This is a genomic window from Aerococcus sp. UMB7834, assembly GCF_030215145.1.
Classification (GTDB): Bacteria; Bacillota; Bacilli; order Lactobacillales; family Aerococcaceae; genus Aerococcus.
Genome location: NZ_JASOLI010000008.1, coordinates 41,110 through 58,458, shown reverse-complemented (window position 1 = coordinate 58,458; position 17,349 = coordinate 41,110). Strand labels below are relative to the sequence as shown.

The 17,349-nt window shown below is 44.3% G+C and carries 25 protein-coding genes; all 25 read left to right on the top strand.

Annotation, left to right across the window (positions count from 1 at the left end; genetic code table 11):
- Positions 1 to 44 precede the first annotated feature (44 nt).
- The 25 genes from rpsL (at position 45) to rplX (ending at position 17,330) form a co-directional block, all read left to right on the top strand.
- Positions 45 to 458 (top strand): 30S ribosomal protein S12, encoded by a 414-nt coding sequence (gene rpsL / locus QP339_RS07660; protein WP_067973086.1) that lies wholly within the window; start codon positions 45 to 47, stop codon positions 456 to 458.
- A gap of 24 nt (positions 459 to 482) precedes the next feature.
- Positions 483 to 953: a 30S ribosomal protein S7 gene (gene rpsG / locus QP339_RS07655; RefSeq protein ID WP_070430141.1), complete on the top strand. Its 471-nt coding sequence runs from the start codon at positions 483 to 485 to the stop codon at positions 951 to 953.
- 208 nt (positions 954 to 1,161) lie between these two features.
- Positions 1,162 to 3,252: an elongation factor G gene (gene fusA / locus QP339_RS07650; RefSeq protein WP_070618524.1), complete on the top strand. Its 2,091-nt coding sequence runs from the start codon at positions 1,162 to 1,164 to the stop codon at positions 3,250 to 3,252.
- A 164-nt stretch (positions 3,253 to 3,416) separates the two neighbouring features.
- A complete protein-coding gene (gene tuf, locus QP339_RS07645) occupies positions 3,417 to 4,604 on the top strand; it encodes an elongation factor Tu (protein WP_070618528.1) in 1,188 nt (395 codons plus the stop codon).
- Between the two features lie 177 nt (positions 4,605 to 4,781).
- The gene (locus QP339_RS07640) at positions 4,782 to 5,174 is read left to right on the top strand and encodes an SseB family protein (RefSeq protein WP_284911022.1); all 393 of its coding nucleotides are present in this window, start codon (positions 4,782 to 4,784) and stop codon (positions 5,172 to 5,174) included.
- Between the two features lie 115 nt (positions 5,175 to 5,289).
- On the top strand, positions 5,290 to 5,973 hold the full coding sequence (locus QP339_RS07635; RefSeq protein WP_284911021.1) for a 2,3-bisphosphoglycerate-dependent phosphoglycerate mutase: 684 nt from the start codon (positions 5,290 to 5,292) through the stop codon (positions 5,971 to 5,973).
- A 203-nt stretch (positions 5,974 to 6,176) separates the two neighbouring features.
- The gene (locus QP339_RS07630; protein ID WP_284911020.1) at positions 6,177 to 6,725 is read left to right on the top strand and encodes a carboxymuconolactone decarboxylase family protein; all 549 of its coding nucleotides are present in this window, start codon (positions 6,177 to 6,179) and stop codon (positions 6,723 to 6,725) included.
- Positions 6,726 to 6,736: 11 nt separating this feature from the next.
- Positions 6,737 to 7,801 carry an acyl-CoA dehydrogenase family protein gene (locus tag QP339_RS07625; protein WP_284911019.1) on the top strand — a complete coding sequence of 355 codons (1,065 nt, stop codon included), beginning with the start codon at positions 6,737 to 6,739 and terminating at the stop codon, positions 7,799 to 7,801.
- Positions 7,802 to 7,912: 111 nt separating this feature from the next.
- Entirely contained in the window at positions 7,913 to 8,296 is a 384-nt protein-coding gene (locus tag QP339_RS07620) for a YbaN family protein (RefSeq protein ID WP_246818931.1), read from the top strand.
- An 11-nt stretch (positions 8,297 to 8,307) separates the two neighbouring features.
- Entirely contained in the window at positions 8,308 to 9,249 is a 942-nt protein-coding gene (locus tag QP339_RS07615) for an FAD:protein FMN transferase (protein ID WP_284911018.1), read from the top strand.
- Positions 9,250 to 9,274: 25 nt separating this feature from the next.
- Positions 9,275 to 9,901, top strand: coding sequence for an NADPH-dependent FMN reductase (locus tag QP339_RS07610; RefSeq protein ID WP_070618546.1), 627 nt, complete (start codon positions 9,275 to 9,277; stop codon positions 9,899 to 9,901).
- The gene (locus tag QP339_RS07605) at positions 9,901 to 11,181 is read left to right on the top strand and encodes an NAD(P)H-dependent oxidoreductase (RefSeq protein WP_284911017.1); all 1,281 of its coding nucleotides are present in this window, start codon (positions 9,901 to 9,903) and stop codon (positions 11,179 to 11,181) included. Before QP339_RS07610 ends, QP339_RS07605 begins: the two co-directional genes overlap by 1 nt.
- 341 nt (positions 11,182 to 11,522) lie before the next feature.
- The gene (rpsJ, locus tag QP339_RS07600; protein ID WP_067973054.1) at positions 11,523 to 11,831 is read left to right on the top strand and encodes a 30S ribosomal protein S10; all 309 of its coding nucleotides are present in this window, start codon (positions 11,523 to 11,525) and stop codon (positions 11,829 to 11,831) included.
- A gap of 77 nt (positions 11,832 to 11,908) precedes the next feature.
- Entirely contained in the window at positions 11,909 to 12,544 is a 636-nt protein-coding gene (rplC, locus tag QP339_RS07595) for a 50S ribosomal protein L3 (protein WP_070618553.1), read from the top strand.
- A 26-nt stretch (positions 12,545 to 12,570) separates the two neighbouring features.
- Positions 12,571 to 13,194 (top strand): 50S ribosomal protein L4, encoded by a 624-nt coding sequence (rplD, locus tag QP339_RS07590; protein WP_284911016.1) that lies wholly within the window; start codon positions 12,571 to 12,573, stop codon positions 13,192 to 13,194.
- Positions 13,194 to 13,487 (top strand): 50S ribosomal protein L23, encoded by a 294-nt coding sequence (gene rplW / locus QP339_RS07585; RefSeq protein ID WP_067973045.1) that lies wholly within the window; start codon positions 13,194 to 13,196, stop codon positions 13,485 to 13,487. The genes rplD and rplW overlap by 1 nt, the downstream gene beginning before the upstream one ends.
- Before the next feature lie 18 nt (positions 13,488 to 13,505).
- Positions 13,506 to 14,336, top strand: a complete 831-nt coding sequence (gene rplB / locus QP339_RS07580; RefSeq protein WP_067973042.1) for a 50S ribosomal protein L2 — start codon at positions 13,506 to 13,508, stop codon at positions 14,334 to 14,336.
- Positions 14,337 to 14,375: 39 nt separating this feature from the next.
- On the top strand, positions 14,376 to 14,654 hold the full coding sequence (gene rpsS, locus QP339_RS07575) for a 30S ribosomal protein S19 (protein WP_070618559.1): 279 nt from the start codon (positions 14,376 to 14,378) through the stop codon (positions 14,652 to 14,654).
- A 21-nt stretch (positions 14,655 to 14,675) separates the two neighbouring features.
- Positions 14,676 to 15,029, top strand: a complete 354-nt coding sequence (gene rplV, locus QP339_RS07570; protein ID WP_067973036.1) for a 50S ribosomal protein L22 — start codon at positions 14,676 to 14,678, stop codon at positions 15,027 to 15,029.
- Between the two features lie 3 nt (positions 15,030 to 15,032).
- The gene (gene rpsC / locus QP339_RS07565) at positions 15,033 to 15,683 is read left to right on the top strand and encodes a 30S ribosomal protein S3 (RefSeq protein WP_067973033.1); all 651 of its coding nucleotides are present in this window, start codon (positions 15,033 to 15,035) and stop codon (positions 15,681 to 15,683) included.
- Between the two features lies 1 nt (position 15,684).
- Positions 15,685 to 16,113, top strand: coding sequence for a 50S ribosomal protein L16 (gene rplP, locus QP339_RS07560; protein WP_067973029.1), 429 nt, complete (start codon positions 15,685 to 15,687; stop codon positions 16,111 to 16,113).
- On the top strand, positions 16,106 to 16,303 hold the full coding sequence (gene rpmC, locus QP339_RS07555) for a 50S ribosomal protein L29 (RefSeq protein ID WP_067973027.1): 198 nt from the start codon (positions 16,106 to 16,108) through the stop codon (positions 16,301 to 16,303). Before rplP ends, rpmC begins: the two co-directional genes overlap by 8 nt.
- A 28-nt stretch (positions 16,304 to 16,331) precedes the next feature.
- Positions 16,332 to 16,595 (top strand): 30S ribosomal protein S17, encoded by a 264-nt coding sequence (rpsQ, locus tag QP339_RS07550; protein ID WP_067973024.1) that lies wholly within the window; start codon positions 16,332 to 16,334, stop codon positions 16,593 to 16,595.
- 28 nt (positions 16,596 to 16,623) lie between these two features.
- Positions 16,624 to 16,992 carry a 50S ribosomal protein L14 gene (gene rplN / locus QP339_RS07545; protein WP_067973021.1) on the top strand — a complete coding sequence of 123 codons (369 nt, stop codon included), beginning with the start codon at positions 16,624 to 16,626 and terminating at the stop codon, positions 16,990 to 16,992.
- A gap of 29 nt (positions 16,993 to 17,021) precedes the next feature.
- Complete coding sequence (rplX, locus tag QP339_RS07540; protein ID WP_067973017.1) at positions 17,022 to 17,330, top strand: 50S ribosomal protein L24; 309 nt, start codon at positions 17,022 to 17,024, stop codon at positions 17,328 to 17,330.
- Positions 17,331 to 17,349 lie beyond the last annotated feature (19 nt).

The following is a 17,349-nucleotide window of genomic DNA, read 5'->3' as shown; positions in this document are numbered from 1 at the left end:
TAAAAAGAATCTCCCAATTATTGGGGAAGGAGGAGCAGTAGTAAATGCCTACTATTAATCAGCTAGTACGTAAACCACGTAAATCAAGCACAGAAAAATCAAAATCTCCTGCTTTAGGACGTGGTTATAACTCAATGAAGAAGAAACCAACTCATAACAACTCTCCACAAAAACGTGGGGTTTGTACCCGTGTTGGGACAATGACACCTAAGAAACCTAACTCCGCTTTACGTAAGTATGCGCGTGTTCGTCTTTCTAACCTTATCGAAGTAACTGCCTACATCCCAGGTATCGGCCACAACCTACAAGAACACAGTGTTGTGCTAATCCGTGGGGGCCGGGTAAAAGACTTACCAGGGGTTCGTTACCACATCGTTCGTGGCGCACTCGACACTGCTGGTGTTGATGGTCGTCGCCAAAGCCGTTCTAAATACGGTACGAAGAAACCTAAGGAATAAGAAAAGGCGAAAGGAGGAGTTTAAATGGCACGTAAAGGACATATCGCAAAACGTGATGTATTACCAGATCCAATTTACAATTCAAAAGTAGTAACTCGCTTGATCAACCGTTTGATGATCGATGGTAAACGGGGTAAAGCAGCTTCTATCTTATACAAATCATTCGACAGCATTAAAGAACAAACAGGTCGCGAAGCAATGGAAGTCTTCGAAGAAGCACTTGAAAACATCAAACCATTGCTTGAAGTTAAGGCTCGCCGTATTGGTGGGGCTAACTACCAAGTTCCAGTTGAAGTGCGCCCAGAACGTGGACAAACTTTAGCTTTACGTTGGTTAGTTGGTGCAGCTCGCGACCGTGGTGAAGGTACTATGGAAGTTCGTTTAGCACGTGAAATTATGGACGCTGCTAACAACACAGGGGCTGCTGTCCGTAAACGCGAAACTGCCCACAACATGGCAGAAGCCAACAAGGCCTTCGCACACTTCCGCTGGTAAGAGAGGAGCGAGTGGAGCATTTCTCCACTTGGCTGCTTTATTTATTGGCTATATCATCAGCATTCGCTCAATGCTCCGTAATTTTTATACGGAAATGCAAAAAGTGGTAGATTTTCAAGTCTGACGCTATCACTTTAGTATGATTAACGTTATAATATAAGTAGCAGAGCCAGCCTCTGTTGACTAAATTGAAAAGGAGTTAGAATAAATGGCTAAAAGAGAATTCCCTCTTGAGAAAACAAGAAATATCGGAATCATGGCCCATATCGATGCTGGTAAGACCACAACGACTGAACGTATCTTGTACTATACTGGTAAGATCCATAAAATCGGTGAAACTCACGAAGGAGCTTCACAAATGGACTGGATGGAACAAGAACAAGAACGTGGGATTACCATCACCTCAGCGGCTACAACCGCTCAATGGCAAGGTTACCGTGTAAACATCATTGATACGCCAGGGCACGTGGACTTCACAGTTGAAGTTGAACGTTCTTTACGCGTATTGGACGGTGCGGTAACTGTACTTGACGCGCAATCAGGGGTAGAACCTCAAACTGAAACTGTATGGCGTCAAGCAGATACTTACCATGTTCCACGTATCGTTTTCGCTAACAAGATGGATAAGCTAGGTGCAGATTTCCTATATGCTGTAAGCACAATTAGAGACCGCCTAGGTGCAAATGCACACCCTATCCAATTACCAATCGGTGCTGAAGATAACTTCACTGGCATCATTGACTTGGTAACCATGAAGGCTGAAATCTACAAAGATGACCTTGGTACTGAAATTGAAGAAACTGAAATTCCAGAAGAATACCAAGAACAAGCTGAAGAATGGCGTACAGACCTCGTTGAAGCTATCGCTGATACAGACGAAGAATTAATGATGGCTTACCTCGAAGGCGAAGAAATCTCTGAAGACCAATTGAAGGCTGCTATCCGTAAAGCAACCTTAGCTTTAGACTTCTTCCCAGTAATGTGTGGGTCTGCCTTCAAGAACAAGGGTGTTCAAATGATGTTGGATGCGGTAATTGACTACTTACCAGCACCAACTGATGTACCACCAATCGAAGCAGAAATGGCTAATGACCCAGAACATACCTTCGAAGTTCGTGCAAATGATGACGCACCATTCTCAGCCTTAGCTTTCAAGGTCATGACTGACCCTTACGTTGGTCGTCTAACTTTCTTCCGTGTGTACTCAGGTACGCTTGAAGCTGGTTCTTACGTTCTAAACGCGACATCAGACACACGTGAACGTGTTGGTCGTATCCTCTTCATGCACGCTAACTCGCGTTCTGAAGTTGATGAAGTCTTCTCTGGTGATATCGCAGCAGCTGTTGGTTTGAAGAATACGACTACGGGGGATACTTTGTGTGATACTAAGACACCAATTATCCTTGAACGTATGGAATTCCCAGAACCTGTTATCGAAGTTGCGATTGAACCAAATACTAAGGCTGACCAAGACAAGATGCAATTAGCGCTTGCTAAGTTAGCTGAAGAAGACCCTACCTTCCGTGCGACAACTGACCAAGAAACTGGTCAAACGATCATCGCCGGGATGGGTGAGTTGCACTTGGACATCATCGTTGACCGTCTGAAACGTGAATTCAACGTTGAAGCTTCTGTAGGTGCACCACAAGTTTCTTACCGTGAAACCTTCACTAAGGCAACCCAAGCCCAAGGTAAATTCGTTCGTCAGTCTGGTGGTAAAGGTCAATACGGTGACGTATGGATTGAATTCACACCGAACGAAGAAGGCGCAGGCTTCGAATTCGAAGACGCTATCGTCGGTGGGGTTGTTCCTCGTGAATACATCCCTTCAGTTGAAGCTGGCTTGAAAGACGCTATGGAAAATGGTGTTCTCGCAGGTTTCCCATTAGTAGACGTGAAGGCTAAACTTTACGATGGTTCTTACCACGATGTCGACTCCAGTGAGTCTGCCTTCAAGGTTGCCGCTTCTCTTGCATTACGTAATGCAGCTAAAGAAGCTGGGGCTGTTATCCTTGAACCAATGATGAAGGTTGACGTGGTTGTTCCAGACGAATACCTAGGGGATGTTATGGGACACGTTTCTGCGCGTCGTGGCCGGATTGAAGGTCAAGAACCACGCGGGAACGCAATCCAAATCCACTCCATGGTACCACTTTCAGAAATGTTCGGTTATGCAACAACCTTACGTTCTGCAACTCAAGGTCGCGGTACCTTCACCATGGCTTTCGACCACTACGAGCCCGTACCTAAATCTGTAGGGGACGACATCGTTGCTAAATTCGGCAAGGGTGGCGAATAAGCTTAAGACTTTAAGGCTTAAGTCTTGACAAAGAAAGAGTTGACAGGGCAAAATGAGCAAGTTTTCTTGACTTTAGCCCCTGTCCCTCTTATAATATAATCATTCAATCTATAGTAGATTATTATGGATAATATTGCTTAAAATCTGAGGAGGAAATTTAAAAAATGGCAAAAGAACATTTTGATCGTTCAAAACCACACGTTAATATCGGTACAATTGGTCACGTTGACCACGGTAAAACAACTTTATCAGCAGCTATCGCTACTGTATTAGCTAAAAAAGGCTTTGGTGAAGCTAAAGACTACGCTGCTATCGATAACGCTCCAGAAGAGCAAGAACGTGGTATTACAATCAATACTTCACACATCGAATACGAAACAGCTAACCGTCACTATGCTCACGTTGACTGCCCAGGACACGCGGACTACGTTAAGAACATGATCACTGGTGCTGCTCAAATGGACGGTGCTATCTTAGTAGTTGCTGCAACTGACGGCCCAATGGCTCAAACTCGTGAACACATCCTCTTAGCTCGTCAAGTAGGGGTTCCTTACATCGTTGTATTCTTAAACAAATGCGACATGGTTGACGACGAAGAATTACTTGAATTAGTAGAACTTGAAGTTCGTGACCTCTTATCAGAATACGACTTCCCAGGTGACGATACACCTATCGTTGCAGGTTCTGCTCTTAAAGCCCTTGAAGGCGACGCAGAATACGAAGATAAGATTATGGAATTAATGGATGCAGTTGATGAATACATCCCAACTCCAGAACGTGATACTGATAAACCATTCATGATGCCAGTTGAAGACGTGTTCTCAATCACTGGTCGTGGTACAGTTGCTACTGGCCGTGTTGAACGTGGTAAAGTTGAAGTTGGTAACGAAGTTGAAATCGTTGGTATCAACCCAGATATCACTAAGACAACTGTTACTGGTCTTGAAATGTTCCGTAAGACTCTTGACTATGCAGAAGCTGGTGACAACGTAGGTGCCCTTTTACGTGGGGTTACTCGTGAAAACATCGAACGTGGTCAAGTATTAGCTCAACCGGGAACTATCACACCACATACTAAATTCGAAGCAGAAGTTTACGTGTTGACTAAAGAAGAAGGTGGCCGTCATACGCCATTCTTATCTAACTACCGTCCACAATTCTACTTCCGTACAACAGACATCACTGGTGTGATCACTCTTCCAGAAGATACACCAATGGTTATGCCTGGTGACAACGTTACAATGTCAGTTGAATTGATCAACCCTGTTGCGATCGAAGAAGGGACAAACTTCTCAATCCGTGAAGGTGGCCACACTGTTGGTGCCGGCGTTGTATCAAAAATTAACGGCTAATTAAAGCCTTATTGACTGACACTCAAGCTAAATATGTTCAGACGAAAAAGGGGGCCTAGGCCCTCTTTTTATTTGCTTTTTTCTGGCGAGACTCTTATTTAAAGGATAGAGCCTTTAAATATTTGTCCTCAATCTGAAATCATGCTATATTTTATGGAGAGAAAAGGGGGCCTATTCATGACAAAGGATGTAGAAGCTGCAATCGATCATTATCAGGCGGAGCGGTCAGGGGCTAATACCCTGGCCTTGTTACAAGCTGTTCAAGCAGGCCACTTTCAAGTTCTGCTTGCTCAGGACCAAGAAGGATCTGTATCCGGAGAACAGGAGCGTTTGATTACGGTCAAAAGTCCAGATGGCTTGACCTACTTGGCAGTCTTCACCCCAAGGGGAGAGGCAAGTGTCTTGGCTGACTTAGGCCCCATGAAGACCAAGCAGCTTTCCTATAAAGACTTAGCGGCGATGTTTCTGCGAAAGGAAGATAATCCTCATTTAGCGGGCTTTATGATTAATAATAATACCGACCATATTAAATTTACCCGGGAATTAATTCAGAAAATTGCTCGAACTTAATGTGGCCTTTCAGCCGCTTTTCAGCTTTAGTGGATTGGTGTAAAATTAAGCTAGAAAAAAGTAGCGCCAGGAGACAAGTTGGCTAGCTAGAAATTAAATAAGGTGAGGGATTGATATGAAACTAATCTTAATACGACACGGACAGAGTGAGGCAAATCTCGCGAATCTTTTTACAGGCTGGTTTGATTCTCCCTTAACAGACAAAGGCAAGGCGGATGCTCACCAAGCGGGTTGTCTTCTTAAAGCAGAAGGTATCAAACTAGATGCAGCCTACAGTTCCTTGCTTAGCCGAGCCATCCAAACCACTTACTTTGTCCTGTCGGCCATGGACCAACTCTATCTTCCTTACCAGAAGGATTGGCGCTTGAATGGCCGCCATTATGGGGCGCTGGAAGGCCACAATAAGCAGGCTATGAAAGACAAGTATGGACCTGACCAAGTTCATGCCTGGCGGCGGACTTTTGATGTGCGACCACCCCTTGACCCAACAGGCATTCAGGATCCCCGCTATCGGGGCTTAGACCAGGGGGCCTTGCGAGCGGGCGAGTCGCTTAAGGATACCTTAGACCGTGTCGCACCTTATTGGCAGGATACGCTTGCGCCTGCCCTCAAAGCAGGGCAAAATATTCTAGTCGTTGGCCACGGTAACGGTCTAAGAGCCTTAGTGAAATACATTGAAAATATTTCGGATGATGCCATTGAAAGCGTCGAGATCCCTAATGCTCAGCCTATTGTTTATGAGTTTGGATCGGATTTGATGATTCAATCACGGCAGATTCTAAAGCCCGATCAGTCATAATTCGGATAGAAAGCAGCCTTGTGAGGGGCTGCTTTTTAATGGCTTAGATACTTTAGACGGACAAGGAGTTAGGTAGTCATCACAGCTGATCGTCAATTCCTTTAATTTGAATCTTCGATCAGCTTTGAGCTAAAGCCAGTATTATCCAAGCTTAAATTACTATGATAAAGTAAGTGTAATCCAAAAAGAAAGAGCGTGATTACATGTCTGAATTTACTATTCATACGATTGAGACAGCTCCAGAAAAGTCGAAAAAAGTTTTAGAAAGTGTTTATAAGGAAAACCAAGGTTACATTCCAAATCTCATCGGTTTACTTGCCAATGCTCCCGCAAGTTTAGAAGCCTACCGCAAAGTAGGGGCTATTAATCGAAAAACTAGCCTATCTCCTTTAGAACGTGAAGTTGTCCAAATTACCGCTGCCCGTAGGAATGGGTGTGACTTCTGTGTCGCTGGGCACTCTGCCTTTTCGGTTAAGCAATTAAATATTGATCCCGAACTCTTGAAAGCTTTAAAAGACCAAAGTCCAATTGTTAGTGACAGGAAATTGGATGCTCTAGCCAACTTTACCCGTGCATTGATCCAAGAACGAGGCAAGGCGAGTGACCAAGACCTAGCTGGCTTTTTCGCGGCTGGCTATGACCAGCAAGCGGCTTTAGAAGTGGTTCTAGGAGTCAGTCTGGCGACTCTGTGTAATTATGCTAATAACTTGGCCCATACCCCGATTAACCCTGAACTTCAGGAATATGCTTAGGAGGGTTTACAATGTCATTTTTCTCAGAAGAATTTATTAGATATTTAGACCAACATGCTGATATTATCGATCAAGAGTCCGGCCGCTATGGGGATGCCCTATTGGAACGAATAGGTGCGGAGGGAGTCTTCCGCGTCGGGGTTCCTGAATCTTTAGGTGGGAGTGGGGGAGGGCCCCAAGATGTAGTTGAGCTTCTCTCAGAATTAGCTCAACACTCTTTAACTGCCGCTTTTATTTCCTGGGGGCATCGGACCTTTATTGATAATATTCTCCATAGTGCAAATCCTTACTACCGTGACCATTACCTGGACCGTCTGCTGACAGGAGACTATGCTGGGGCAACAGCCCTGTCTAATGCTGTTAAGTTCTTGTCAGATTTAGAAGAGCTCAATGTGACGATTCGTAAGGAAGAGGGAGGCTATAAGCTGTATGGCCGCTTACCCTGGGTCACCAATGCTCGGGCCCGTCACTTTATTACCATTTTTGTGGCTGGCTTTGAAGGGCAGGACCGGCCGCCGCTGGTCCTTGCCGTCCCCTCTCATGCCGCTCACTTCCACCGGTCGCGCGACTTAGAATTCGTTTCCCTCCAAGGCTCTAATACAGCTGCCCTTAGCTTCGACGGGGTTGACTTGGATGACAACTGGTTAATTGCCGAAGATGCCGAGGCCTTCCTTAAAGAAAACCGTCCGAACTTCCTAGGATTTCAATTTGGTCTGGCTTTCGGTTTGGCCGAGAAGTCACTTTCTGAAGTCGCCAGGCACTTAGACCGACGCCAAGTCCTAGAGGCGGAATATGAGGCTAACCAGATTGAACTCCAACGTATTACAGCTGAGCTCTATCAAGGTTTAGAGAGCTCCCACTACTTTGTGGACCACCCGCGTGAACTCTTCCAATTGCGGATTGATATTGTTGATGTTGTCGCACAGAGTCTCTTACTTGAACTTCAAGCAGGTGGAGGAAGCGCGTATTTCAAGGCAGCCGAGTCAGGTTTCATTCGCCGCTGGAATGAAGGAGCTTTTCTCCCTATTGTATCACCGAGTGCCGTTCAACTGCGCCATATTCTCCAAACCACCTAATGAATGATGACTAGCTCTTTACCAGGGCGGGAGTATTAGCTTCCGCCTTTTTTACTGGCTTTTTCCTAGGTTAAAAGTTTATCTTATGTTACACTGAAGAAAATGTGTGTATTGAGAGGAGGGGATCCTATCAAACGAAAGCTCTATATTGTCCTAGGTTTTCTTTCTTTCCTAATTGGAGCCATCGGGGTTGTTCTGCCAGTTTTACCGACAACGCCTCTACTCTTACTTTCCGCCTGGTTCTTTGCTCGTAGTTCTGAGCGCTTTCGCCATTGGTTGGAAAATACCCGGCTTTATCAGATTTATGTCGGAGAATATGAGCGGACAGGTGGTATTCGTTGGCGGAAGAAGTGGCAGATTTTGATCTTTACCTACCTGGTGATGGGAATTTCCATTTACTTTGTTCCCTTGTGGCCAGTGCGCCTCTTCATTATTATTTGCGGCCTGTGTTTTGGCTATTTTCTCTTCTTCCGCATTAAGACTATTCATGAATAGGAGGACTGCCAGTGACAGAGGCTAATAGTAGAATACGGTTGATGGGAACTTGGATAGACCTCTATGTTTGCCATGCAGAGGCTAAGCGCCTAGTTGCCCATGCGATTCAAAAGCTCTATGACTATAATGAGCGCTTCAGTGCCAATGATCCTTCCTCACAATTGATGCAGGTCAACCAAAGAGCTGGTCATGCTCCTATGGCAGTGGACCCAGACCTCTTCGAGCTTATTAAATTAGGCAAAGCCCAGAGCATCGCTTCTGAGGGACGCTTAAATATTGCCATTGGGCCCTTAGTTAAATTATGGGGGATTGGCTTTGAAGGCGCTCATAGACCAGACGACTCATCCATTGCGGCTTGTCTGGAAAAAATAGATCCCCGACAGATTAAGTTGGAGGAAGCCAGCCAGGAGGTTTATTTAGCCCAGGAGGGAATGGAAATTGACCTGGGTGCCTTGGCCAAGGGTTATTTCGCTGACCGAATCATGGATGACTTTATTCGTGCGGGTGCCCAATCGGCTATGATCAATCTAGGAGGTAATGTGAAAGTATACGGATCGCCTCCCAAACGTCCCCACCAAATAAATTGGCGGATTGGAATCCAAGACCCTCGCAAGCCGAGAGGGCAGAATTGCGCGGTTCTCCAGGTCCACAATCAATCTGTGGTTACCTCAGGGGGGTATGAGCGACATTTGGAGGTAGACGGTCACTTCTACCAGCATATTTTTGACAGTCGGACGGGGTATCCAGTTGAGAATGAAGTGGCTAGCGTGAGTGTCTTAACCGATCAGTCGGTAATGGCCGAGGTTTGGACCACCCGTCTTTATCCAATGGGCCTGGCCGAGATTCAAGCGGAATTGGCCCAGGCTAGAGACTACCAGGCTCTAGTTATCGACAAGCAGGGGCGTTTCCTAGCCAGTCGCGGCCTCTTAGATCGTTTGCAGGTATTGAAATAAGAAATTAATAGAAAGGAAGGCAGTTATGAAAAAAATTGCAGCTATCGTTGGAACGAATTCCAAGCATTCGACCAACCGTGACCTCTTAAAGTATATGAAGGACCATTTCAAAGACCGGGCCCAATTCGATATCATTGAGATCGATGGTTTGCCCCTCTTTGCTAAGAATGAGGAAGGCAAGGTGCCAGAACTCGCTCTTGAGATGGGTAAACGTATCGACCAAGCCGATGGGGTAGTCATCAGTACACCGGAATATAACCATTCCATTACTTCAGCATTGACCAATGCTTTACACTGGTTGTCCTACCACCAGTACCCACTCGCTGATAAGCCAGTGATGATCACGGGGGCTTCCTATGGGCGCTTAGGCTCTTCTCGGGCTCAGATGCACCTACGTCAGATTCTAGATTCACCGGATATTCGGTCGCGGGTTATGCCTAACGAGGAATTTCTTCTAGGCTTTTCTCTGCAAGCCTTCGATGAAAATGGGGCTTTGAAGGATCCTAAAGAAATTAAGCAACTAGAAGACATGTTCGACTCTTTCCTTAATTACATTGATTACACCAATGAATTTGTCGCAAATAATGCAGATGTTAAGGCAGAAGTGAAGAACTTCTCCTGGCAAGATGAAGCAGAGAAAGGAGACGCCTAATGAGAATCGTAGGAATTGTTGGATCAGCTGGTGATAAGTCATACAATCGCCAATTGCTTCATTATATTCAATCAGAGTTTACTGATCTTTTTGACTTAGAGATTGTGGAGATTAAACACCTTCCCCTTTTCAACCAAGACCACCCAGAATTAATGGTTGAAGGGCCTCTCCATACCATTAATCGGAAGATCCTACAAGCGGATGGGGTGATTATTGCTGTACCCGAGCACAACCATACCATCCCAGGACCTTTAAAGAGTTTATTAGAATGGCTGTCTTTCACCGTTCATCCCCTAAAGAATAAACCAGTTAAGATCGTGGGGGCCTCTTATCTGGACCAAGGCACTTCCCGGTCCCAGCTCCACCTCCGTCAAATTTTAGAAGCACCAGGGATCGATGCTTTGGTTATGCCGGGACAGGAATTCTTGTTGGGCAATTGTCAGACCGCCTTTGATGCTGAAGGACGCTTGAAAGACCAAGAGACTGTTTACTTCCTTCGCGAATCCTTGAAGAAATTTATCAAATATGTGGAAGCCCTTAAGCCACTTGAATACACCCATAAATTCCCAGATGAAGATTTAACCGCTCAGAAGGGCACAGAGACGACCATTGAAGGTGTTGATATGACCGACCCTGAGTGGGTAGAAAAAGCTGCTGAAAAAGTTGGCGCGGTATCAGGTGATACCTATGTTAAGTTAGACCGCGGCCTACTTACTGTGGACCAATTGAATTGGTTCCTTAAGACCATCCCCTTAGAATTGACTTATGCGGATGAGAATAACCAATACCTCTATTACAACCGGGTTAAACCAGGTGAAGATATGTTTGCCTCCCGCTACGAACCCGATGTGGGCAAAGCATTAGGTAGTGTTCACCCCCCTCGGACTTATAAGAATGTGTCGTGGGTGATTTCCCAATTACGCTCAGGCAATCTCGACGGCGTCCACGTCCATGTCCCTATCCACAAAGACCATTACGTCGTTCATAATTATGTAGCTATGCATGATGAAGAGGGTAAGTACAGAGGGATTAATGAGCATGTTCTCGACTTACAACCTGTGATTGACTGGTATCTAGAACAAACGGGTCAACAGTTGGTTGGGTCAACTGATGCCGATTCCGGCGCCTCCATGGGTGGCGCCTGGGGAACAGATGACTCCGACAGTTCAGACGCTGATAGCGGGGCTAGCGATAGTGAATCCACCGATCTTTCTTCAGGTGCGAGTGAAGCAGAAGCAACAGGCGAAAAAGATATCGACTCTGGAGCTTCAGAAGTATAAGCATATCATCGGACTAAGCCTCCCTAGGAAACTAGGGAGTTTTTTTATTTCGATCACTCAAAAGAAATTGCGACTCGCTAGGCAGCGTTGCCTTCAAAATCTTGCTTTTTAAGTCTTAGAAAGAAATATAAAAAAATCGCGAAAAAGCTTGAAATATCCATTAAGTATCTGTATAATATTACGAGTGCCCACCAGAAAGGGCGCAAACCCATATAAATCAATGGGTTGAGGAGCTTTGATGCGTAAGGTTGCGACACGCCCGGACGCTTTGCCATAGAGGGCGGGCCGGTCATTTACGCGGAGCAAGTCAATTTATAAAAACTGACGAGGAGGAAACAAACATGGCAAAACAAAAAATTCGTATCCGCTTAAAAGCATACGAACACCGTGCACTTGATCAATCAGCACAAAAAATCGTAGAAACAGCAAAACGTACAGGGGCAGAGGTTGCTGGACCAGTTCCACTTCCAACTGAACGTTCATTATTCACAGTAATCCGTGCGACTCACAAGTACAAAGATTCCCGTGAACAATTCGAACTACGTACCCACAAACGTTTAGTGGATATCGTAAACCCAACACCTAAGACGGTTGATGCGTTAATGAAATTAGATTTACCGTCAGGCGTTAACATTGAAATTAAACTTTAATTCCATTATCCTAGAGAAGTTGTATAACTTCGCATTAATATAGTTATCAAAATTAAAAAAATTACGGAGGTGTAATCATGACTAAAGGAATCTTAGGTAAAAAAGTAGGGATGACGCAATACTTCACTGAGTCAGGTGAATTAGTTCCTGTAACTGTTGTCGAAGTAACTCCTAACGTTGTGTTGCAAGTAAAATCTAATGAAACAGATGGTTACGAAGCAGTGCAATTAGGTTTCGACGATAAACGTGAAGTATTAGCTAACAAACCTGAAAAAGGTCATGTAGCAAAAGCAGAAACTACTCCTAAGCGCTTCATTCGCGAATTTCGTAATGTTGAGCTTGGAGAGTACGAAGTAGGTAAAGAAGTAACGGTGGATATCTTCCAAGCAGGCGACATTGTCGATGTAACTGGAACCTCTAAGGGTAAAGGTTTCCAAGGCGCGATCAAACGTCATGGTCAACAACGTGGCCCAATGTCACACGGTTCACATTACCACCGCGCAGCTGGTTCAATGGGTATGGCTTCTGATGCTTCTAAAGTATTCAAAGGCAAAGCTCTTCCAGGCCGCATGGGTGGCAACACCGTAACAATCCAAAACCTAGAAATCGTTAAAGTCTTAGCTGACCAAAACGCTATCTTAATTAAAGGTAACGTACCAGGTGCTAAGAAATCATTAGTAGAAATCAAAACTGCTAACAGCGCACAAGCCTAATAATTGAGGAAGGGAGGAATTTCAGAATGGCTAATGTAACAGTATTTAAACAAGATGGTTCACAAGCAGGCGAAATCACATTAAACGACAACGTGTTCGCAATTGAACCTAACGAAAACGCAATCTATGATGTCGTAATTATGCAACAAGCTTCTTTACGCCAAGGGAGCCACGATGTAAAATCACGTGGCGAAGTAAGCGGCGGTGGCCGTAAACCATGGCGTCAAAAAGGGACTGGCCGTGCACGTCAAGGCTCAATCCGTTCTCCTCAATGGGTAGGCGGTGGCCGCGCATTCGGACCAACTCCACGCTCTTACCAATATAAATTACCTCGCAAGGTACGTCGTTTAGCACTTAAATCTGTGTTATCACAAAAAGTTGCTGAAGGTAATTTAATCGTTGTGGACGCTTTAAACTTAGAACAAGCGAAAACTAAAGAATTCAAAGCCGTATTAAACAACTTAAATGTTGACAGCAAAGTGCTTGCCGTAATCGATGCCGACAACCAAGAAGCAGCTCGTGCTGCCCGTAACTTGGCTAAGGTAACCGTTGTAGACGAAAAGAACGTGAACGTTTATGACCTCGTAAATAACGAAAAAGTTATCATTACGCAATCTGCACTTTCTGATCTAGAGGAGGTACTTGCATAATGACAGCACATGACATTATCAAACGTCCAGTCATCACTGAAGCATCAATGGATGCCATGGACGAAAATAAATATACCTTCGAAGTTGATGTAAACGCCAATAAAGCAGCAGTTAAACATGCCATCGAAGAAATCTTTGACGTAACTGTTGTTAAAGTAAACATCATGAACGTGAAAGGTAAATTAAAACGTATGGGTCGTTACGCTGGTTACACGCGTAAAACCCGTAAAGCAATCGTAACTTTAGCTGAAGGCGACGCAATCGAAATCTTCGGCGCAGAAGACGCAGAATAAGAATAGGAGGAAACGAACGTGGCGATTAAAAAATATAAAGCTACTTCTAATGGTCGTCGTAACATGTCAGGTTATGACTTCTCAGAAATCACCAAATCGACTCCTGAGAAAACACTCTTAGAAAAACAAAGCAAGCGCGCAGGTCGTAACAACCGTGGTAGCATCACAGTTCGTCACCACGGAGGCGGCCACAAGCAAGCTTACCGTATTATCGACTTCAAACGTAATAAAGATGATATCGAAGGTGTAGTTAAAGCAATCGAATACGATCCAAACCGTTCAGCAAACATTGCTTTAATCCACTACACTGATGGTGTGAAAGCCTACATCATTGCACCTAAGGGCCTTAAAGTAGGTACCCGCATCATGTCTGGTGAAAATGCCGACATTAAAGTAGGTAACGCACTTCCATTACGCTCTATCCCAGTGGGTACTGTTATCCACAATATCGAAACTAAGCCAGGTAAAGGTGGCCAATTAGTTCGTGCAGCTGGGACTAGCGCTCAAGTATTGGGTAAAGAAGACAAATACGTATTAGTTAAATTAAGCTCAGGCGAAGTTCGTATGATCTTAGGCACTTGCCGGGCAACAGTTGGTTCAGTTGGTAATGAACAACATGAACTAGTAACTGTTGGTAAAGCAGGCCGCTCACGCTGGTTAGGCAAACGCCCAACTGTTCGTGGTTCTGTAATGAACCCTAACGATCACCCTCACGGTGGTGGTGAAGGTCGTGCACCAATCGGACGTAAGGTTCAAATGACACCTTGGGGCAAACCTGCTCGTGGGATCAAGACTCGTGATAAGAACGCACGCAGCAATAAACTTATTGTTCGTCGTCGCAACAAATAGCACTTCCATTAAATAGGAGATACGAAAGGAGCCAAATATATGAGCCGTAGTATTAAGAAAGGGCCTTTCTGTGACGACCATTTAATGAAAAAAGTGGAAGCACAGCAAGATGCCGAAAAAAAATCAGTAATCAAAACCTGGTCACGTCGTTCAACAATTTTCCCTAACTTCATCGGGTTAACCATCGCTGTTTATGATGGACGCAAACACGTACCAGTTTACATTCAAGAAGACATGGTTGGCCACAAATTAGGTGAATTTGTACCAACACGTACTTATCGTGGACATGCGAAAGACGATAAAGCAACACGTCGTTAAGATGAGGGGAGGAAATAAATAATGGCAGAACAAACAACTGCAAAAGCAACTGCAAGAACAGTTCGCATCTCTGCTCGCAAAGCACGCTTAGTTATTGATTTAATCCGTAACAAGACAGTCGGCGAAGCAATTGCTATTCTAAAGAACACTCCTCGTGCAGCATCGCCTGTAATCGAGAAAGTGTTGAACTCTGCAATCGCAAATGCAGAACACAACTATGACTTAGATGTTAGCAAATTATTTATCAGTGAAGCATATGTGAACGAAGGGCCAACAATGAAACGTTTCCGCCCTCGTGCAAAAGGTGGCGCATCAAGAATCAACAAGCGTACTAGTCACATCACTGTTGTGGTAAAAGAAGCAGGGGAGGAATAATTAGTGGGTCAAAAAATTAATCCTACCGGTTTGCGTATCGGAGTTATCAAAGACTGGGACGCACGCTGGTATGCAGAAAAAGATTACGCAGATACTTTGCATGAAGACTTAAGCATCCGTGAATACATCGACAAAGCCCTTAGCGAAGCTTCAGTTTCCAACGTAGAAATCGAACGTGCAGCTAACAAGGTTAACGTGAACATCCACACTGCTAAACCAGGTATGGTTATCGGTAAAGGTGGTTCAGAAGTTGATGCTTTACGTAAGAGCTTAAATAACTTAACAGGTAAACGTGTACACATCAATGTGGTTGAAATCAAGAACCCAGACTTAGATGCACGCTTAGTTGCTAAGAATATTTGCGAACAACTTGAAAACCGTGTGGCCTTCCGCCGTGCGCAAAAACAAGCTGTTCAACGTACAATGAAAGCTGGCGCCCAAGGGATCAAAGTTATGGTTTCCGGCCGTTTAAACGGTGCAGATATGGCGCGTTCAGAAACAACTGACGAAGGAACTGTTCCATTACATACTTTACGTGCAGATATTGACTATGCATGGGAAGAAGCAGATACAACTTACGGTAAGATCGGTGTCAAAGTATGGATTTGTCGTGGTGAAGTCCTTCCTACAGTAAATAATCAAGAGGAGGAATAGCATGTTAGTACCAAAACGTGTAAAACATAGACGTGAATTCCGCGGTAAAATGCGCGGCGAAGCTAAAGGCGGAAAAGAAATTGCTTACGGCGAATACGGTCTACAAGCCTTAGATTCAAAATGGATTACTAACCGTCAAATTGAATCTGCGCGTATCGCCATGACACGTTTCATGAAACGTGGCGGGAAAGTTTGGATCAAAATCTTCCCTCATAAATCATATACCGCAAAAGCTATTGGTGTTCGGATGGGTTCTGGTAAAGGTGCTCCTGAAGGATGGGTTGCTCCCGTTAAACGTGGGAAAATCATGTTCGAAGTAGGTGGCGTTCCTGAAGAAGTAGCAAAAGAAGCGCTTCGTTTAGCAATGCATAAATTACCAGTTCGTTGCAAAATCGTAAAACGTGAAATTGGTGGTGAACTGAATGACTAAATTTGAAGAAATTAAAAATTTATCCGCTGCTGAACTTGAAGCAAAGGAAAAAGAATACAGACAAGAGTTGTTCAATCTCAGATTCCAATTGGCAACAGGTCAGTTAGAAAATACAGCACGCATCAAACAAGTGCGCAAAGAAATTGCTCGTATTAAAACCGCTCTACGCCAGGAAGAATTAGCTAAGTAATCATCAGTGAAGGAGGGAACCCAGTAGTATGGCAGAACGTAAAAATCGTAAAGTATACCAAGGACGTGTCGTTTCTGACAAAATGGAAAAGACCATTGTTGTCCAAGTAGATACTTTTAAATTCCATCCAACTTATGGAAAACGTATTAAATACTCTAAAAAATATAAAGCACATGATGAAAACAATTCAGCAAAAATGGGTGATATTGTACGAATTATGGAAACACGTCCATTATCCAAAGATAAGCACTTCCGTCTTGTTGAAATCGTTGAAGAATCAGTTATCATTTAACAATTAACTGGAAGGAGGATACTTTAGGATGATTCAAACAGAAACTCGTATGAAAGTGGCTGATAACTCAGGCGCTCGTGAAGTTTTAACTATTAGTGTACTCGGCGGATCAGGCCGTAAAACCGCTAATATTGGTGACGTCGTAGTTTGTTCAGTGAAGAACGCTACACCAGGTGGCGTTGTTAAGAAGGGTGACGTTGTCAAAGCTGTTATCGTTCGTAGCAAGAGCGGGGCTCGCCGTGCAGATGGTTCATACATCAAGTTTGACGAAAATGCATGCGTGATTATCCGCGACGACAAGACACCTCGTGGTACACGTATCTTTGGCCCAGTTGCTCGGGAATTGCGCGAAAACAATTTCATGAAGATTGTTTCCCTAGCTCCGGAAGTATTATAATAAATAGATCAAAAAGGAGGTGCCCATCGATGCGTATTAAAACAGGTGATACTGTAATTGTGATTGCAGGTAAAGATAAAGGAACGCAAGCAACTGTTAAGCAAACTTTACCAAAACAAGATAAAGTCATTGTCGAAGGCGTAAACATTGTTAAGAAACACCAAAAACCTTCACAAGTTAACCCACAAGGCGGTATTGTGGAAGAAGAAGCGCCAATCCATGTTTCTAACGTTCAATTAGTAGATCCAAAAACGGGCGAAAAAACACGCGTAGGTATCGAAGAAAAAGATGGCAAACGTGTACGTGTAGCTCGTAAATCTGGCGAAGTAATTGACTAATACGGGAAGGAGGACAATA